Origin of the sequence: Streptomyces sp. NBC_00076 (assembly GCF_045041235.1) — a bacterium.
Taxonomy (GTDB): domain Bacteria; phylum Actinomycetota; class Actinomycetes; order Streptomycetales; family Streptomycetaceae; genus Streptomyces.
In genome coordinates, this window is sequence record NZ_CP108242.1 from 3,199,396 (window position 1) to 3,215,875 (window position 16,480).

11 protein-coding genes and 2 pseudogenes are annotated in these 16,480 nt (G+C 68.5%); 3 read left to right on the forward strand and 10 right to left on the reverse strand.

Going from position 1 to position 16,480, the window contains the following annotated elements; genetic code table 11:
- Positions 1–2 precede the first annotated feature (2 nt).
- Positions 3–651: pseudogene (locus OHA64_RS14595) on the forward strand (transposase family protein); the annotation flags it as partial.
- A gap of 319 nt (positions 652–970) precedes the next feature.
- On the opposite strand, the gene OHA64_RS14600 reads toward OHA64_RS14595, so the two are convergent.
- The gene (locus tag OHA64_RS14600; RefSeq protein WP_405612975.1) at positions 971–1,297 is read right to left on the reverse strand and encodes a hypothetical protein; all 327 of its coding nucleotides are present in this window, start codon (positions 1,295–1,297) and stop codon (positions 971–973) included.
- A gap of 81 nt (positions 1,298–1,378) precedes the next feature.
- Positions 1,379–6,526: a DUF6531 domain-containing protein gene (locus OHA64_RS14605; RefSeq protein WP_405623976.1), complete on the reverse strand. Its 5,148-nt coding sequence runs from the start codon at positions 6,524–6,526 to the stop codon at positions 1,379–1,381.
- A gap of 506 nt (positions 6,527–7,032) precedes the next feature.
- Here OHA64_RS14605 and OHA64_RS14610 point away from each other — a divergent pair.
- The gene (locus OHA64_RS14610) at positions 7,033–7,947 is read left to right on the forward strand and encodes a hypothetical protein (protein WP_405612977.1); all 915 of its coding nucleotides are present in this window, start codon (positions 7,033–7,035) and stop codon (positions 7,945–7,947) included.
- A gap of 90 nt (positions 7,948–8,037) precedes the next feature.
- Here the strand turns inward: OHA64_RS14610 and OHA64_RS14615 are convergent.
- The 8 genes and pseudogenes from OHA64_RS14615 to OHA64_RS14650 form a co-directional block, all read right to left on the reverse strand.
- Positions 8,038–8,107 (reverse strand): annotated as a pseudogene (locus OHA64_RS14615) (PadR family transcriptional regulator); the annotation flags it as partial.
- Between the two features lie 4 nt (positions 8,108–8,111).
- Positions 8,112–9,035 (reverse strand): phosphatase PAP2 family protein, encoded by a 924-nt coding sequence (locus OHA64_RS14620; RefSeq protein ID WP_405612979.1) that lies wholly within the window; start codon positions 9,033–9,035, stop codon positions 8,112–8,114.
- Positions 9,036–9,129: 94 nt separating this feature from the next.
- Positions 9,130–10,086, reverse strand: a complete 957-nt coding sequence (locus OHA64_RS14625; RefSeq protein WP_405612981.1) for a hypothetical protein — start codon at positions 10,084–10,086, stop codon at positions 9,130–9,132.
- Positions 10,083–10,424 carry a PadR family transcriptional regulator gene (locus OHA64_RS14630; protein ID WP_405612983.1) on the reverse strand — a complete coding sequence of 114 codons (342 nt, stop codon included), beginning with the start codon at positions 10,422–10,424 and terminating at the stop codon, positions 10,083–10,085. The genes OHA64_RS14625 and OHA64_RS14630 overlap by 4 nt, the downstream gene beginning before the upstream one ends.
- 120 nt (positions 10,425–10,544) lie before the next feature.
- Entirely contained in the window at positions 10,545–10,958 is a 414-nt protein-coding gene (locus OHA64_RS14635; RefSeq protein WP_405612985.1) for a hypothetical protein, read from the reverse strand.
- An 82-nt stretch (positions 10,959–11,040) separates the two neighbouring features.
- Positions 11,041–11,691 carry a DUF4360 domain-containing protein gene (locus tag OHA64_RS14640; RefSeq protein ID WP_405612987.1) on the reverse strand — a complete coding sequence of 217 codons (651 nt, stop codon included), beginning with the start codon at positions 11,689–11,691 and terminating at the stop codon, positions 11,041–11,043.
- Between the two features lie 144 nt (positions 11,692–11,835).
- Complete coding sequence (locus OHA64_RS14645) at positions 11,836–12,753, reverse strand: sulfite exporter TauE/SafE family protein (RefSeq protein ID WP_405612989.1); 918 nt, start codon at positions 12,751–12,753, stop codon at positions 11,836–11,838.
- Between the two features lie 131 nt (positions 12,754–12,884).
- Positions 12,885–13,343 carry an RrF2 family transcriptional regulator gene (locus OHA64_RS14650; protein ID WP_405612991.1) on the reverse strand — a complete coding sequence of 153 codons (459 nt, stop codon included), beginning with the start codon at positions 13,341–13,343 and terminating at the stop codon, positions 12,885–12,887.
- A gap of 86 nt (positions 13,344–13,429) precedes the next feature.
- On the opposite strand from OHA64_RS14650, the gene OHA64_RS14655 reads away from it, so the two are divergent.
- Complete coding sequence (locus OHA64_RS14655) at positions 13,430–16,480, forward strand: glycoside hydrolase family 35 protein (RefSeq protein WP_405612993.1); 3,051 nt, start codon at positions 13,430–13,432, stop codon at positions 16,478–16,480.

Below are 16,480 nucleotides of genomic sequence, written 5' to 3' on the forward strand. Positions count from 1 at the left end.
AACACCTGCGTCGGCAGGCCACCCTCGCGCAGATCGCAGCCGGCTTCGGTATCGCCGTTGGCACCGCCCACGCGTACGCGAGGGCCGTACTCGATCTGCTGACCGACCGCGCGCCCGGGCTGCTGCGTGTGCTGCGCGAGGCTGACCCCGACTACGTCCTCCTGGACGGCACCCTCACCAAATCCGACCGGGTCGGCGACAGCCGTGCCGGCTATTCCCACAATCACCGCCGGCACGGCGTGAGCGTACAGGTGATCACCGACCCGGACGGGCGGCTGCTGCGCCCGACCGCGCGCACGACCTGACGGCGGCCCGCGCCCACCACATCCTGCGGATCTGCGAACGTCAGGGCATCCCCACCCTCGTCGACCGCGCCTACTTGGGAGCCAGCCCGTGGGTGACGACACCTCTCAGACGCCCACCTCGACGCGACCTCACACCAAGCCAACCGTCAACCGCGCGTTGTCTGAGGCACGTTCACCGGTCGAGCGCGGCATCGCACGACTGAAGTTGTGGCGGATCTTCCGCAGAGCGTGGTGCAGCCCGAATCGAATGTCGTCCATCGCCGAGGCCATCCTCACTCTTGAGCGGCAACGCTCTTCCCGGTCCTTGTCGCCAGCGAAGTCCCGAACGGTTACAACTACCTGGTAGCGGTCGAATGGGACGCCCTTGTCCGCTTCGTAGTCGTGGCCCAGTGCGAGTTCGAGCGCTGTATTGCCGAGGTTCCCGTTGTAGTTCACTGCTTCCTGACCGGTGAGGCGCAACCTACCACCAGAAATCTCGGCCATATCCGCCAGCAATGTCTCCTCGGGGCGGCCGGGATGAATGAAGATGTCGTGGTGGGCGGTCACGGATTCCGTTCCTATAGGGGTAGGTGATGTTGTAGTCGTCACCCACCACCATGGGTAGCCGATCAGGTCAAGCGGGGTGATGTCGGCGGCGTGATATCTCAATTTCGCTGCCGTGGCCGCTATCTGTCAATTTCTTCTTCTTGCGGATCATATGTGAGAAGATTGTGAGCACGCGCAAGGGACCTCAATGAGTCGGCGACCTCATTTTTCCTGGACCAGGAGATCGCGACGATGACGCACTCCTCGTTGCAGTGCACAGGCGAGGCCCACGGCGAGTCCTCCGCATTCTCAATGGTCAAGTCGTCATACGTGCGCAGAATGGCTTTGTAGAATTCCGTCACATTTGCACTCTTGGGGGAAATTCCCAACTCGCCGTCTGTCATAGCGTCATATTTTTGATACGCGATTCCAGCGTCAATTTCTCCGTCTTCCTGCCAGAAGGCCATATCGTAACTCAATGTAACTCCCAAATGCCGCGGTGTGGGTGCCAGGTATCCGGCACCCACACCGTTCAGCTGGATGGACGCCTAGTCGTCGAGGTGCTCACGTGACTTCATGCTACCGGGTGGGATCCATGAGTCGAATACTCCGACAAGCGTTTTCCCATCCTTCGTGGTAACTGTATTGCCCGGCTGGTTCAGCCAGTCGTCGAATTTCTTCTGGTCTGGATTGCGCTTGCCATTGCCTCCCTTGGTCTCAATTCCATACCAGCGGCCATTGATCTTGACCAACCCGTCGTACTTGCGAACCTTGAAACCCGGAGCTTGAACGGGTACTTCCTTCTGGATGACTGTCGCACCATCCAGCATGAGGTTTTCCCAAGTCGTCAGCTCGTCGTTCGATCCGTCTCGTCCCTCTTCTCCGTCACGCTTGGAATATTTCCCCTTGCTGTCGCGCGGGGCTACGCCGCCTGAATTGAGGATGGAAGTCTCGGCCTCGTACGCCTGGCGCCGCCACCCTGTGAGGCCGCCGACTCCGACGGCGGCGACCTGCGCGGCGAGTTCGTCGGCCGCGTCGGCGTAAAGGTCGGAGAGTTCCTCACAGCCCTGCTGGTGGAGCATGTACGAGGCGCGGTAGAGGCGGTAGGCGGGGCGGACGGGGAGGTACTTGTCGACGAAGCCGCCGACGCCGCCGTTTTCGCCGGTGAAGGCGTCGTGCAGATCCCCGGCGAGTACGCCGGGCGACTTGAAGACGTCGACGAAGGCGTTGCCGAAGATGTCGAGTGCTTCGCCAAGGCCGTCGACCTTGCCGTTACCGTTGTTGTCGCCCGGCACAGGTGTCCGACCGCTGGGGTCGGTGTACAGGGTGGGTGCGTTGTTGGCGTAGGCGTAGGTCGAGATGTAGGGGCTGTTCCGGTCGGCAGTCGCCGGGTCGGGGCGGTTGAAGCGGCCGGTGGTGGTGGTGTATTGGCGGGCGTGAAGGTCGAGGTTGCCGGTGGTGGCCTCGTAGCGGGCGCCCGTGTAGGACGGGGTACTGGCGGGAGCGCCGCTCGTGACGGTGTTGAGGACGCGGGTGCCGTACGGGTCGTAGGCCCAACGCTGGAGCAGGGCGCCGGTGCTGCTGGTGACGTCGACCGGCGAGCCCTGGGTGTCATGGTGGTAGTAGAAGACCGCACCCGCGCCGGTCTTGGTGGCGGCCGGCTGGCCAAGGGGGTCGTAGCGGTAGGACTGCTTGACTGCTCCTGCCCCGTCGTACTCCGTCGCCAGCATCGGCAGCGGCGCGTTGGGGTCCCACTCGGTGCGGTTGGTGACGGCACCGTCATTGGCTGTGCTGAGTTGGTTGCCGCTGGTGTCGTGGTCGTAGGTGTAGTCGGCGCCCGCGACCGTGGCGGCGGAGATCTGCCCGGCCAGATCGTAGGTGTAGGTGTCGGCTCCAGCTTTGGTCTGGTTGCCTTCCGCGTCGTATTCGTAGGCAGTGGTGGCCGGGCCGGACGTCGTTGAGGTGAGCTGGTCGGCCGCGTCGTAGGCGTAGCCGGTTGACGTGGTGCCGAGGGTGGAGGTCAGGCGGTTGCCGACCTTGTCGTAGGTGTAGGACGTGGTGCGGCTTGCCGGGCAGCCGGTCACGTCCGGCTGGGGGAAGCATCCGGAGGTGAGGCGGCCCGCTGTGTCGTAGGCGAGGTCGTGGCCGCCGGTGCCGACACTGGCCCGGGTGACGTCGACGTGGGTGGGCAGGCCCGCGGCGGAAAGGGTGAGCGCGGTCTTGGTGACCGTGGCGCCCGCCTTGGCCGAAGTGACGGCCGTCAGCTGGCCGGCCCGGTCGTAGGCGCGGTCCTCCGTCTCGGTGTTGGGCAGCGCCGACTTGGTGAGGTTGCCCGCAGCGTCCCAGGTGTAGGTGGTGGTGGCGCCGTCGGCCGTCATGGTGGAGGTGCGGCCGTCGTTGTCGTAGGCGTAGGCGATGGTATTGCCGTCGGGGTACTTGCGGGTGAGCATCTGCCCGGCGGCGTCGTAGGTGTAGGAGAAGCCGCGGGTCTTGGTGAGGTTGCCGACCGCGTCGTAGACGAAGTCTTCAGAGAGCTTCGCGTTGGCGCGTGCCGTCATCCGCCCAGCGTTGTCGTAGCCGAAGGTCGCGTCGGGCGTGGCGTCCGAGTAGTCGGTTTTGGTGGGCAGGCCGCGTGGGTCGAAGGTGTACGTGGTGGAGCCGCGGGGGGTGGTCTTCTTGGTCAGGTGGTTGTCGGCGTCGTACTCGTACGAGGTGACGCGGTTAAGCGGGTCGGTGACCGTGGTCAGTCGGCGTACCGCGTCGTAGCCGTAGGCGGTGGTGTGGTCGTTGGCGTCGGTGCGCTTTGTGATATTGCCGACGGTGTCGTAGTCATAGGTGGTGACCGCGCCGTCGGGGGCGGTGACCGTGGTGAGCTGGTCGAGTTTGTTGTAGCCGTAGGTGGTCACGCGCTTGTCGGCGTCGGTGTGCTTGGTGACGTTGCCGACCGCGTCGAACGCTGTGCTGGTCATTCCGCCGAGCGGATCAGTGACGGCGGTGGAATTGCCCGCCGGGTCATAGCCGTAGGTGGTCGTGTACTGGACGGGGTCGGCGCCGGTGACGTTGCCTCGCGGGTCAACCGCGGTGGCCTGGCGGCCGTCACCGTCGTAGGTCCAGCTCTCCTTGTTGCCCAGCGGGGAGGTGCGGCTGAGCAGGTTGCCGTCGGCGTCGTAGGCGTATGTGGTGGTTTTGCTCAGCTGGTTGGTGCTGCTGGTCAGCTGGTTGTTCTTGTCGTAGACGGAGGTGACGGTCTTGCCAGCTGCGTCGGTGACCTTGGTGACGTTGTCGTTGGCGTCGTAGGCGTACGTTGTGGGCTTGCTCAGCGGGTCGGTGACCACCAGTGGCCGGTTGATCGCGTCGTAGGTCGTCGTGGAAAACGCACCGGTCGGTCCGGTCACCTTCGTGCGGTTGCCCGCCGCGTCGTAGGCGTAGCTCGTGGTGTAGGCGGCCGGGTCAGCCCCGGTGACGTTGCCCCGCGGCGAGACGCTGGTGAGCAGGCGACCGACCTTGTCGTAGGTGTAGGTGGCTTTGTTGCCGGTGGCGTCGGTCTCCGAGGCGGGGCGCCCGCTGGCGTCGTAGGTGCGGGTGACGGACTTGCCCGCTGCGTCGGTCCCCTTTGTCAGATGACCGGCGTCGTCGTAGGTGTAGGTGGTGGTGTCGCCTGCCGGGTTCTCTGCGGAGGTCAGCTGCTCGGCGCCGTTGTACTTGTAGGTCGTGGTGCGGCCCAGCGGGTCGGTGGCCGAGCTGAGCAGTCCTCGCCCGTCGTAGGCGTAGTTGGTGGTGTAAGCGGCCGGGTCAGCCCCCGCTATGTTGCCGCGTGGGTCGGTCTTGGACGCGATCCGGCCGGCCTTGTTGTAGGTGAACGTCGTCTTCTCACCCAGTGGGGTGGTGACCGAGGTCCGGTTGCCCGCCGTGTCGTAGCCGTAGGTGGTGGTTTTGCCGCGTGGCGTCGTCACGGTCGCGATGGCACCCAGCGTGGTGTACGTGTAGGAGGTCTTGCCGGCCAACGGGTCTGTGGTGGACGTCAGCTGGTTCGACGTGTTGTACGTGTACGTCGTCTTGTTGGCGCGGCCGTCGGTGTGGCTGGTGATGTTGCCCGCGGTGTCGTAGGTCCAGCTCTCCTTGTAGCCGAGCGCGGTGGGCGCGCTGCGGGTGAGCATCCGACCGGCGCTGTCGTACGTCATCGACGTGGTGTTGCCGCGCTGGTCGGTGATGGCGACCGGCCGCAGGTAGCGGTCGTAGTCGTAGGTGACGCTCTTGCCGTACGGGTCGATCGTCTCCATCAGGACGTTGCCGGCATACACGTCGGTCCACACACCGCCGTCCGGGGCCGTAGTGTGCGACTCGCTCTTGCCGTCCCACGTGAATGTGGTCGTCTTGCTGTTCTGGTCGGTCTGGGACTTGATCCGGCCCGCGCTGTCGTAGGCGTTGGTGACCTTGCCGCCTGCCGGGTCGGTGTACGAGGACAGCCGCTTGTCGGTGCCGTACGCGTACGACGACGTCTTCCCGGCCGGGTCCGTGACAGACGTCAGCAGGCCGCCGGTGTAGGTGTAGACCACCGAAGTGCCGTCCGGCAGACTGACCTTGGACAGCAGCCCGTCGGTACCGGGCGTGAAGGTGGTGGTACGGCCGGCGGCGTCCTTGACGGAGGCGAGCTTGCCGGACGCGTACGTCAGGCTCAGGCCCTTGCCCGCCTTGTCGACCATGGAAGTGAGCAGGCCGGTGCTGTCGAAGGTCCGCTTGGTGTGATCCGGTGTGGTGATCGTGTACGTGCTCGTGCCCTTGACCAGCTTGGCCGCCGAGCCCGCCGGAGTGGCGTACGTGCCGTCGCTGGCCTGCGTGAACACGAACGACGCCCCGTCGCCCGTGCGGTAGGTCGCCTTCCCCGTGGCGAGCGTCAGCTTCGCGTCGAAGGGTGTGGCCCACCCGCGCCCCAACAGCCCGACGGCCGTCAAGTCCGAACGGTAGGTCCGCTCCAGGGCCAGCGGCACGCCAGGGCTGACAAGCGAGGCGTCGGTGAGCTGCTCATAGAACATGCCGGTCGCCGTGTTGACCGGGTCGGCGCGGTTGGCCTGCGCGTAGCAGGTGCAGATGCCCGCCTGCGCGCCGGGGATGACCGGGGTGTAGAACGCTGCCACCAACGGCGAGGTGGTCCCGCCCGGGCTCGATGAACCGTCGGAGGCGGTCAGGAAGACCCAGGCGTAGTACTTCTTGCCGTCCTGTAGCTTGCCGCCTTGCGCGTTGTTCGCCCACCAGAAGCACTGGTCGGTGGGATAGGAGTTGCTCGACCACCAGTCATAACACCAGGCCCCGGTCTCCGGAGTGTCGCCGCTGGGGTCGTCCGTGGCCTTCTTGATCTCCTGCTGGACTACCGGGTTGCCCGCCTCGTCCATGACGTACAGCCACATCCCGCTGTACGTCGATCCCCGCAGCGGCAACTTCACCTGCCCGCCGATCGACAAAAGCCCCGGGTACGCGGTCGCCCAGGCCGAGACCGACACCGGATTCCCAGGAGCCGCAGCAAGGCTCGGTCCGCCCGCGCCCGAGCCGGCGGCGGGACCGCGCTTGATGCGCTTCGCGTTCGGCCGACTGTGGGGCGTGCCCTTGGCCGTTCGCTCCGGCGCGTCCATGTAGGCGCGCATGGGCGACAGTTCGTGCCGCTCCTTCGCAACCTGTCTACGGCGCTCGGCCAGCGTCATGGCCTTGGGGGGTTTGGGCAAGTCCGCCGCCGTCCTGGCGCGAACGTTCGCGGCGGCTGCCGCGCCAGTGGTGGATGGTCGGTCCCGAGGTGCCGCCCACGAGGGGGCGACGCCTGCGGTGACCAGCAGTGTCAGGGTCAAGGCGGTTATGAAAAGTCTTCGCGCTTGTGTGAGCACGGTGCATCACCTGTGGTGCAGAAGTGAAAAGGAAGGGCCGAGTGATGCCTGGTCCGTGGGCTGCGTGAACTAACACAATGGGAAGAACTCGGCTAGAACAAGGCGGTGACCCAGCGTGAGTGGACCGCCTCCTTACTGGTCACATGATCGGAGAAGCCGTCATGGCCATCGGATTGGCGTGATCGCGACTACTCACGCCCTGGGGTGCACATCGCTTCATTGAGCTTCTTCGAGTTGGCCACCGATCAGGTGACGGCCCACGAAGCGCAAACGAACGAGGCCCCCCGAGCTGTTAATCGAGATGCCTGACGTCTCAACTACGCTGCTCGGTGGCTTCGTTGGTCATTTACCCTGCTGCACTCGACCTGGCCCGGGCCACCGCCACTCTCGCGCTGGCCATGGCCACCGGCACCACCGGCCTGCTCTCCGGCACCGAAGCGCACGCCCTGCCGGTCACCGATGGCTCCTTCAGCTTCAGCGGCGACGAGGGCGACTACATCAGCGGCGGCCAGTCCTACGCCTACGCGACGGCGTCCCAGGACCACATGAACGTCTCCGCCAACACCGACAACAGGGTGGTCACCCTCTCCGTCGACGGAGCGAACGGCGACTGGTGGACCCTCAGCCTCGGGGCGCCGTCCGGCAAGACCCTGACGCCCGGGACCTACACGGGAGCCACCCGCTACCCGTTCAACGAACGTACCGAACCGGGCCTGTCGCTCAGCGGCAACGGCCGCGGCTGCAACCAGCTCACCGGCACCTTCACCGTCTCCGCGGTGGAGTTCGGTCCCCAGGGCTACGTGAAGAAGCTCGACGCCAGCTTCGAGCAGCACTGCGAGGGAGGCACCCCGGCCGCGCGCGGCGAGGTCCACATCGAGAACCCGGCCCCGCCGGCCGAACTCGGCCTGGGCCTCGGCATCGCCCTGGACGGCACCGCGTCCTCCCTCAACGGCAAGGCCACCTTCCACGGCACGGTGAGCTGCGACAAGCCGGTGCGGGTGACAGTGGCGGGCGACGTCACCCAGGTGAAGAAGCGGGACCTCATCCGCGGTTCCTTCTCCACGTCGGTGTCCTGCACCCCTGGCGCCCCGGCCGCCTGGACCGGTACGGCCGTACCCACCGGCTCGGTCCCCTTCCAGAAGGGGGACGTCGAGGTCGAAGGCCGCGCGACGGCGACAGACCCGGACTACAACCAGCCGGTAACGGTCAACGAGACGGTGGCGGTCCGCCTCACCCGGGTCTGACCCACGTCCTGACGCACAGCCACAGCCGCACCTCCCGGCCCGGGCCCCGGTCCTCTCGAGGAGCGGGGCCCGGGCCGGGTCGCGTTGTGCGGCCATCGCGGAAGAAGCTCGCGGGCTGTTCCAGGAAGTCCAGTCGCCTGCGCAGTACCGCGTGCTGGTCGTGGTCAGTCCAGTGCGGGGCGTGTGCGGCGTGCGGTGTGTGCGGGCCGCCCGACTGCGGCGTACCAGACCAGGGCCGCGCATATGAAGGCCGTCGCCGCGGAGGTCAGTGACCTTGTGAGGGTGTCGTTCCGTGCGCCGGAAACGAGGGCGACGGCCATTGCCAGCGTCAGGGTGATGACGGGCAGCGCACGGGGGCTCCGCGTGGCGCCTGGCACGGCGGCCGGCGGCAGCAGCCAGGTTGCGAGGCCGTAACAGGCACAGGCCAACAGCGTGGCTCCCAGCACTTCGCTGGGCCGGTGGCCGCCGGCGGTCGCACTGTAGGCGGCGATGCAGGCCAGCCACAGCACACCGGCCGTGCCGACGTAGGGGCGGATGCGGGGGGAAACCACCAGGACGGCGGCGAGGGTCAGCACGGCGGGGATGGCCGTGTGCCCGCTGGGGAAACCCTGATCAAGGAGGTTCTCCGGCGCGCCCACCAGATCGGGGCGGGGCAGAATGGTCGATTTGAGCACATCCTGGCTTCCGGTCGTGAGAATGACGACCGCGAGCGCCGCGCATCCCTGCCGCCAGCACCGCCGCACCAGGGTGAGGACCACGATGACGGCCAGGCCCACCATCAGGGTGGGCTTGGCGCTCAATTCCAGCGGCGGCAGGGGCGTCGAGCCGTATTCCGCTCCTGACAGGGGGTAGATCCAGGCTTCTTCGCCGCCCTGTTTACCGAGACCGAACAGGGCGTTCTCGGCTCGTTGCCCCCACGGGGTGCAGATGGCGAGCAGATAAACCGTCAGGAACCCCAGGGTGTAGAGCAGAGCCGGCATCCACGGCCGTGTCGTACGCGACGGGCTGGGGTCGTCGGGGGCCTCGGGGGCCTGCCTCGAGGCCCCCGGTCGGTGCGCGGGCAGGGACGGGGAATCGTGCTGAGTCATCGCTCTGTTTCTTCCGTTGAGGGGAGTTCGGTCACGCACGTCATGCGGCACGCCGTGGGCCGCCGGGCTCGGCCGGCCCATCGGGGGGTCGCTCCTATTCGGCGAGTGCCTGCCCCTGTCGGCGCTGGGCGGCGATCGCCACGGCGGGGAGGGGTGCGATCAGCAGGATGAGGACGACCAGGTCCGGAAAGGACTGCATGAACGCGTCCGGCCGGACGACGATCGCCTGCGTGCGGACGATCGCGAACGCCGCGACGGGGATCAGCCACCGGTGGTCGCCGGTGGCGGCCGTCGCCACCCACGCGGCGATCAGCGCGACGACTTCGAGCACGAACAACCCGCGCTGGAAAGCCGGACTGACGGAGATGATGTGCAGGCCCCCGGCCACGAACATGGCGAGCACGACGGGGGCCAGCCAGCGGTACGAGCGGCGTCGCAGACGGCTGGGACGGCAGAGCGCCAGCACGGCGCACGCGGCGCACAGTGCCCCCGACAGCACCAGGTCACGGGCCGTTATCGGGGCGCCAAGACCGTAGTAACCCAGGCCCGCCTTGCCCTCGTCGCCGAAGAGGGTGCGGCCGTGGGACGTGGCGCCGGCCCAGATCATGGCTGCCGCGGCCGGCAGCGCGATCCACGGTCTGCCGCGCAGCAGGGCGATCAGGCAGCCCAGCGGGAGCAGCCCGTAGGGCAGCAGCCGTATCCGCGTGGGACCTTCGGCCCACGGGTACCAGCCGGAGAAGTGGAAGGCGATGGCGTGCTGTCCGGGGTCGATGTGCAGTGCCCAGTGCCACACATCCTGCAAGTACGGAACCAGCGCCAGCCCGGCGAGGGCCAGGGCGGCCAGATGGATGCCGTCCAGCCACCACGGCCGGGCCGTGTCGTCGACGACGGCACGGGCGCGGGCCTGCACCCCGGCGCGCACCAGGGCGGCAACTTCCCGCGGCGGGGGCCAGGAGCGGCCGGGATACGCCTCGGACAGGCAGGCCAGCACCTCCTCTCCCTGCCGGGAACGGTAGGGCTCGGGATAGGCCGCAAGCAGCAGACGATTCATGCCGGGGCCGCTCCGGCATCCCGCGAGTGTCCGATGACGACGGCCGCCGCCTGCTGCATCCGCAGCGCCTCCCGGCTGAGCGCCTCGGTGCCGTCCTCGGTGAGCCGGTAGTAGCGCCGCGCCCGCCCGTCCACGATCTCCTCATGGCCGGCGGCCACCAGCCCGGCCCGCTCCATCCGCTCCAGCGCGCCGTAGAGAGTGCCGACAGCGATCCGGAGCCGCCCGTCGGTGGCCTGCTCGGCAGCCTTGATGATGCCGTAACCGTGCAACGGCCCATCCATGAGTGCAGCAAGGATGAAGTACTGCGGTTCCGTCAAGGGCGGATTCCGTCTGGTCATGCTTCGAGCATATATCGAGCTACGAAATATATCTGCCAGCCCTGAGTGATCACCAGCAGCACCTCCACGCCCGCGGCGAGTGGTGCGCGTTGCTGGAGTTCGCGCTCCGCGGCCCGGCGCCTAGCCCTGCAGGTCGGGCAGACCGGCCTGCTCCACCTCCACGAGGGACAGCAGGCCGCCGAGCCCCGCGAACAGGGCGAGGCACAGGACCGTGACCGTGTCGCTGACCCCGCCCTGCTCGACGAGGTAGCCACCGATGAGCCACGCCTCCGCATGGCCGGCCGCGATGAGCAGATGGTTGCCGCGCTCCCTCAGCAACCGCATGCCCGCCCACAGCAGGACCGGCAACGACAGCAGACCGATGAGGCGCACCAGCAGGGCTTCCAGAAACCCTGAGCCCAGGGTGTCGCCGCCGGACTGAGCCACGTCGTTGGACCACTCCAGCAGAGAGGTCCACATCCAGTAGCAGACGACGGCCGCCAGTGCCGCCACGATCGTGCCCTTCACCCCACGAGACGTCCTGCTCTTCGCCATGCGCTCACCGTCGCACAGGGCGGGAGTGAGGGCCTGAGTACGAGTACTCAGGCCCTCACCGAAGCGGGCCGGGGAACGTGCCCTACTTCTTCGGGCACTCCTTCCACGCCATGTGGTACACCGTGCTGATGTCCCCGTCCGTCGAGTCCATCGTCATGAAGCTGACCTTGCCGGGCGACTGCGTGCCGGCGGTCACGCGGAGCTCGGTGTTGATGTTGAAGTTGCGCTGGACTCCGCAGGGGGCGTAGACGAGTTGGGGCCAGTCCGTGGTGTCGGTGGCCTGCCAGTTGTCGTCGCGGGGACCGGTGAAGGGGTGGTTCTTGGACACCGTGTCCGAGGAGCCCTGGAAGTAGTACGAGGCTCTCTGGTTGCCGGACGCCCCGCGCTGCAGCGAGGCGAAGCCGCGGTAGTCGGCGCTGGCGATGGCGTACGTGAAACCGCCCGGGACATGGACGACCAGGCTGAGTTGGCAGTTCTTGCGGAACGCCGTGGGGTCGGAGTTGCCGCCGGCCTGGGCGAGGTAGTCGCTGTAGGTCACGGTGAAGGCGGTGTTGTCCTCGGAGACGGCCACCGCGGCCGTGCCCTGCGGACAGCCGGAGCCGTTGACCGTGGCGACCTTGATGATGATCTTGTCCGGGGGCGGGTCCTCGAACGCGTCGGCCGGGCCCGTTCCAGGCAGTGCGGTGGTGAGCAGGGCGGCTATCGCGCCGCCCAGCAGAAGTCCACCAGCCATGGTCTCTCCTCGGGTTGGGGGGTGGCTGCGCCCTCGGCTTGTGAAGAATCGATGAGATTCCTGTGAAGACCGAGGGCGATCGCATCGTAGGGAGAGACACACAAGGCAGTCAGGGCGAACTCAAGCCATTCACATACGCCAATTTCACAGGGAAACGTGCACCGGCTGCGGCTCCTCGGCGGACCCGTTCCGCGCCGCCCGTTCCCTCAGGTGGGCCCGGATCGAGTACGCCAGGGCGGCGGCCCACACCGCGTACAGCGCGACGTACACGACCGCGCTGACCGCGCCCGGCGCCGCGATCCAGTCGCTCTCCAGGAGCGTTTGGACGTTGGTGACGATGATCACGCCGCCGACCGCGGAGCCCAGCACGCGCGGCGGGACCATGCGGACCAGCCAGGCGGCGACGGGGGCGGCGATCAGGCCGCCGAGGAGGAAGGCGAGTACCCAGGTCCACTTCAGGCCCTGCGAGCCGAGGGAGAGGAGGAAGCCGAGGCTCGCGGCGACGGCCACCACGAACTCGCTGGTGTCGATGGAGCCGATCACCTTGCGGGGTTCCATCCGGCCGCTGGCCAGCAGCGCGGGTGTGCCGACCGGGCCCCAGCCGCCTCCGCCGGTCGCGTCGAGGAACCCGGCGACCAGACCGAGCGGGGTGAGGAACCGCTTGCCCAGCGGTTTGCCCAGCCGGTCCTCGGGCAGGCCGCGCAGGGTGAAGCGGGACATGACGTACAGGCCGAGGCCGAGCAGGATCAGCGACATCGCCGGCTCGGCGACCTCGGTGGACAGCTTCGACAGGACCGTCGCGCCGAGGAAGGAGCCGACGGCTCCCGGCACGCCGATCTTCGCGACGACCTTCCAGTCGACGTTCCCGAAGCGCCAGTGCGAGGCGCCCGACATCAGGGTGGTGCCGATCTCGGCGAGGTGGACGGTGGCCGATGCGGCGGCCGGATTGGTACCCATGGCCAGCAGCAGCGTGGTGGAGGTGACGCCGTACGCCATGCCGAGGCTGCCGTCCACGAGTTGGGCGCCGAGGCCCGCGAGAGCGAGCAGGATGAGCGTGCGCAAGGTCGGTCCCGTCTTCCTGGGCCCCCTCGGGTCCTTGGACCCCTGGGCCCCCTGGCTTTCCTACCGGTTGGGTAGGAATGAACGGGACACAACCCTAGGGCGTCCGTCTGAAGACGGGTCGAGGGGGGCCCTCAGGGGTTCTCCCAGGCGGCCGGTTCGGCCGCCAGTCGCCGTACCGGCTCGGGCAGCGCGTCCGCGGCGAGGTCGGCGAGCGAGACGCCTTCCAGGATGCGGCGGACGTTGGCCCGCAGCGCGATCCACAACGGCAGCAGGGGCTCGGCGGATCCGGTGTACTCCAGTCCGGTGGGGCGTTCGCCCCGTACCGAGACGATGGGCCCGTCGACCGCCCGGATCACGTCCGCGACCGTGATCTGAGCGGCCTCGCGGGCCAGCCGGTAGCCGCCGCCCCCGCCACGTCGGCTGTCGACGACACCGGCACGGCGCAGATCACCGAGAATGCCCTCCAGGAACTTGTGCGGGATGTCCTGGACGACGGCGATGGCCTCCGCCTTCACCGGTCCGTCGTCCTGCCGTACGGCGAGCTCCAGCACTGCCCGTACCGCGTAGTCCGCCCGCGCCGAGATCCTCATAAGACAATTGTGCGGCGTCGGACCGTACAGAATGACCGAGCACCCACGGGTCGCGGAAGAATTCAGGCACAACAGGAGGCGCTCCCTTGGGGCTCAGCAGAAGAACTTTCAGCGTCCTCGCCGGTACGGCGGCGCTCGGCTTCACGCTGGGCGGCAGCGAGGGGACCCCGAACAGCGCCACCGCCTCCCGCAGGGTGCTCACCGGGCCCGCGCCGGGCCCGCCCGCCGCCGACGGGGTCCGGCACACGGTCGGCTTCGACCGGTACTCGCTGCTGGTGGACGGGCGGCGGCTGGTCCTGTGGTCGGGCGAGATGCATCCCTTCCGGCTGCCGAGCCCGTCGCTGTGGCGGGACGTGCTCCAGAAGATGCGCGCGCACGGCTACAACGCGGTGAGCGTCTACGTCGCCTGGAACTACCACTCCCCCGCGCCCGGCAGTTACGACTTCACGGGCGTGCGTGACCTCGACCTGTTCCTGCGGACGGCCGCCGAGACCGGTCTGTACGTGATCCTGCGTCCGGGCCCGTACATCAACGCGGAGGTCGACGGCGGCGGCTTCCCGGGCTGGCTGACGGTCACCGAGGGCCTGGCCCGCACCGCCGACCCGGCCTATCTGAAGCACGCCGACGAATGGCTCGGCGAGGTGAACAGGATCGTGGCCCGGCACCAGTTCACCCGGGGCACGGGCACCGTCCTGCTCTATCAGATCGAGAACGAGTACGACGTGTACGTCACCGAGCCGTCCGGCCGCGACTACATGTCCCACCTGTACAAGAAGGTGCGCGCCGACGGCATCGACGTACCGCTGTTCCACAACGACAAGGGCCACGACGGCAAGGGGCCCGACGACCAGGGCCCGAACGGCTACTGGACCCCCGGCTCCTTCGACACCGGGGGCGAGAAGGGGCACTGGCTGTACGGCTTCGACGGGTACCCCTCGCCCGAGCAGGTGCCGCCGGACTGGGGGCACTTCGGGCCCGGCGGTGCCAGGGGCGGGGCGACGGCGAGCCCGAAGACGCCCGGGTTCGTCGCGGAGTTCGGCGGGGGCGGGTTCGACCCGTGGGGCGGATCCCCGTTCCAGGGCAAGGGCTACGCGCAGGCCCGGCGTACCCGGGACGCGGCCTACGAGCGGCGCTTCTACCTGACCAACCTCGCCAACGGCATCACCCTGCACAACGTCTACATGACCTTCGGCGGCACCTCCTGGGGCTGGCTGCCCGCGCCGGTCGTCTACACCTCGTACGACTACGGGGCGGCCTTCGACGAGGGGCGGATGGCCACCGCGAAGCTCGCGCCGATGCACCAGACCGGGCATCTGCTGCAGCGCCAGCCGGACTTGGCCAGGCTGCGGCCGGCCGCGGCGGTGAAACCGGCGGACGAGCGGCTCAAGGCGTACCACCTGACCAACCCGGACACCGGCGCGCATGTGTACGTCCTGCGCAACGACAGCGCCGAACGCGTCACCACGACCCTGCCCGGCACCGCCTTCGACGTGCCGGTCTCCGTCCCGGCCAAGGACGCCCGGATGCTGGCGACCGACATGGATCTCGGGCAGTGGAAGCTGCGGTACTCCACCGTGCAGCCGATGTTCTGCGTGACCGCCGGTCGGCAGGACATCGCCGTGTTCGCGGGCCCGCGCGGCGAGATGGCCCAGGTCGTCCTCGACTGCGCGCTGGAGCCGACGACGACCCGGCTGGACCCCGATCCGGCCTGGGTGTACGACCGCGGTCTGCTGCGGGTGACCGCGCCGCTCGGCGCCGGCGGGCTGACCCGGGTGAAGGTGGAGGGCGGCGGGCACGACCGGTCGCTGCTGCTGCTCTTCGTCGACGACGCGACCTCCCTGCGGCTGTTCCCCCGCGACACCCCGTCGGGCTCGGTGCTGGTGTACGGCCCGGCGCTGGTGCGTGACGTGACCCTGCGCGACAGCACGGTCCAGCTGACCGGCGACACGGTCGCGGCGACCGGCCTGGAGGTGTGGGGTCCGCGCGGGATCACCGACGTCACCTGGAACGGGAGCCCGGTGCGGTCGAGGATCAGCGGCACCGGAAGCCTGCTGGCCCTGCGTCCGCTGCCGGGCGTGGGACGGGTCGCGCTGCCTTCCCTGGACGGCGGCTGGCGGCGCCGGACGGAGAACCCCGAGTCGGCGCCGGACTTCGACGACTCGACGTGGACGGTCGCGGACCGGAAGACGTCGCACAGCGTCACGCCCGTGCCCGACGGACAGCCGGTGCTGTTCGCGGACGACTACGGCTTCCACTACGGGGACGTCTGGTACCGGGGGCACTTCACCGCCGCCGCCGACGCCGTCGAGTCCGTCTCCCTCGCCTACAGCACGGGCACGCAGGGCCTGCTGATGGCCTGGCTGGACGGGGAGCCGCTGGGCACGCACCGGATGCCGGTGCCGGACAACAACACGGCACGGAAGGGAAGTTGGGCGGCCACGGCCACGTTCGCGGTGCCGGAGGAGGTGCGCGAGAAGCTGGCCGAGCGGCTCGCCGAGTCCGACGACGAGCGCGTTCTGTCGGTCCTGGTCCGGCGAATGCAGCACGACCAGGACGGCGAGGCGCTCGACACCCACAAGGTGGCGCGCGGGCTGACCGAGGTCACCTTCAAGGGGGCCTCGCCGAAGGTGAGTTGGCGGGTGCAGGGCGAGACGGGACCCGATCCGGTGCGCGGGCCGCAGAACAACGGCGGGCTGTACGGCGAACGCGAGGGCTGGCACCTGCCGGGGTTCGACGACGCAGACTGGAAGAAGGAGGAGAAGGGGGAGAAGGCGCAGCCGTCGCGCGCCGACCGCCGCCAGGGCGTCACCTGGTACCGGACCGCCTTCCGGCTGGCCGTCGCCCCGGGGACCGACGCCTCGATCGGTCTCGTCCTGGACGACGACCCGGCCCGCGCCTACCGCGTGCAGATCTTCCTCAACGGCTGGAACATGGGCCAGTACGTCAACGACGTGGGCCCGCAGCACACCTTCGTCCTCCCGAACGGGATCCTGCGCACCCGCGGTTCCAACACCCTGGCCCTGGCGGTCCTGTCCGACGGCACCACCGAGGCGGGCCCGAAGGACGTGCGGCTGACGCTGCTGGGCGCGGCGGCCGGAGGGGTGCCGGTGACACCGGTAACCTCCCCCGGCCGCTGA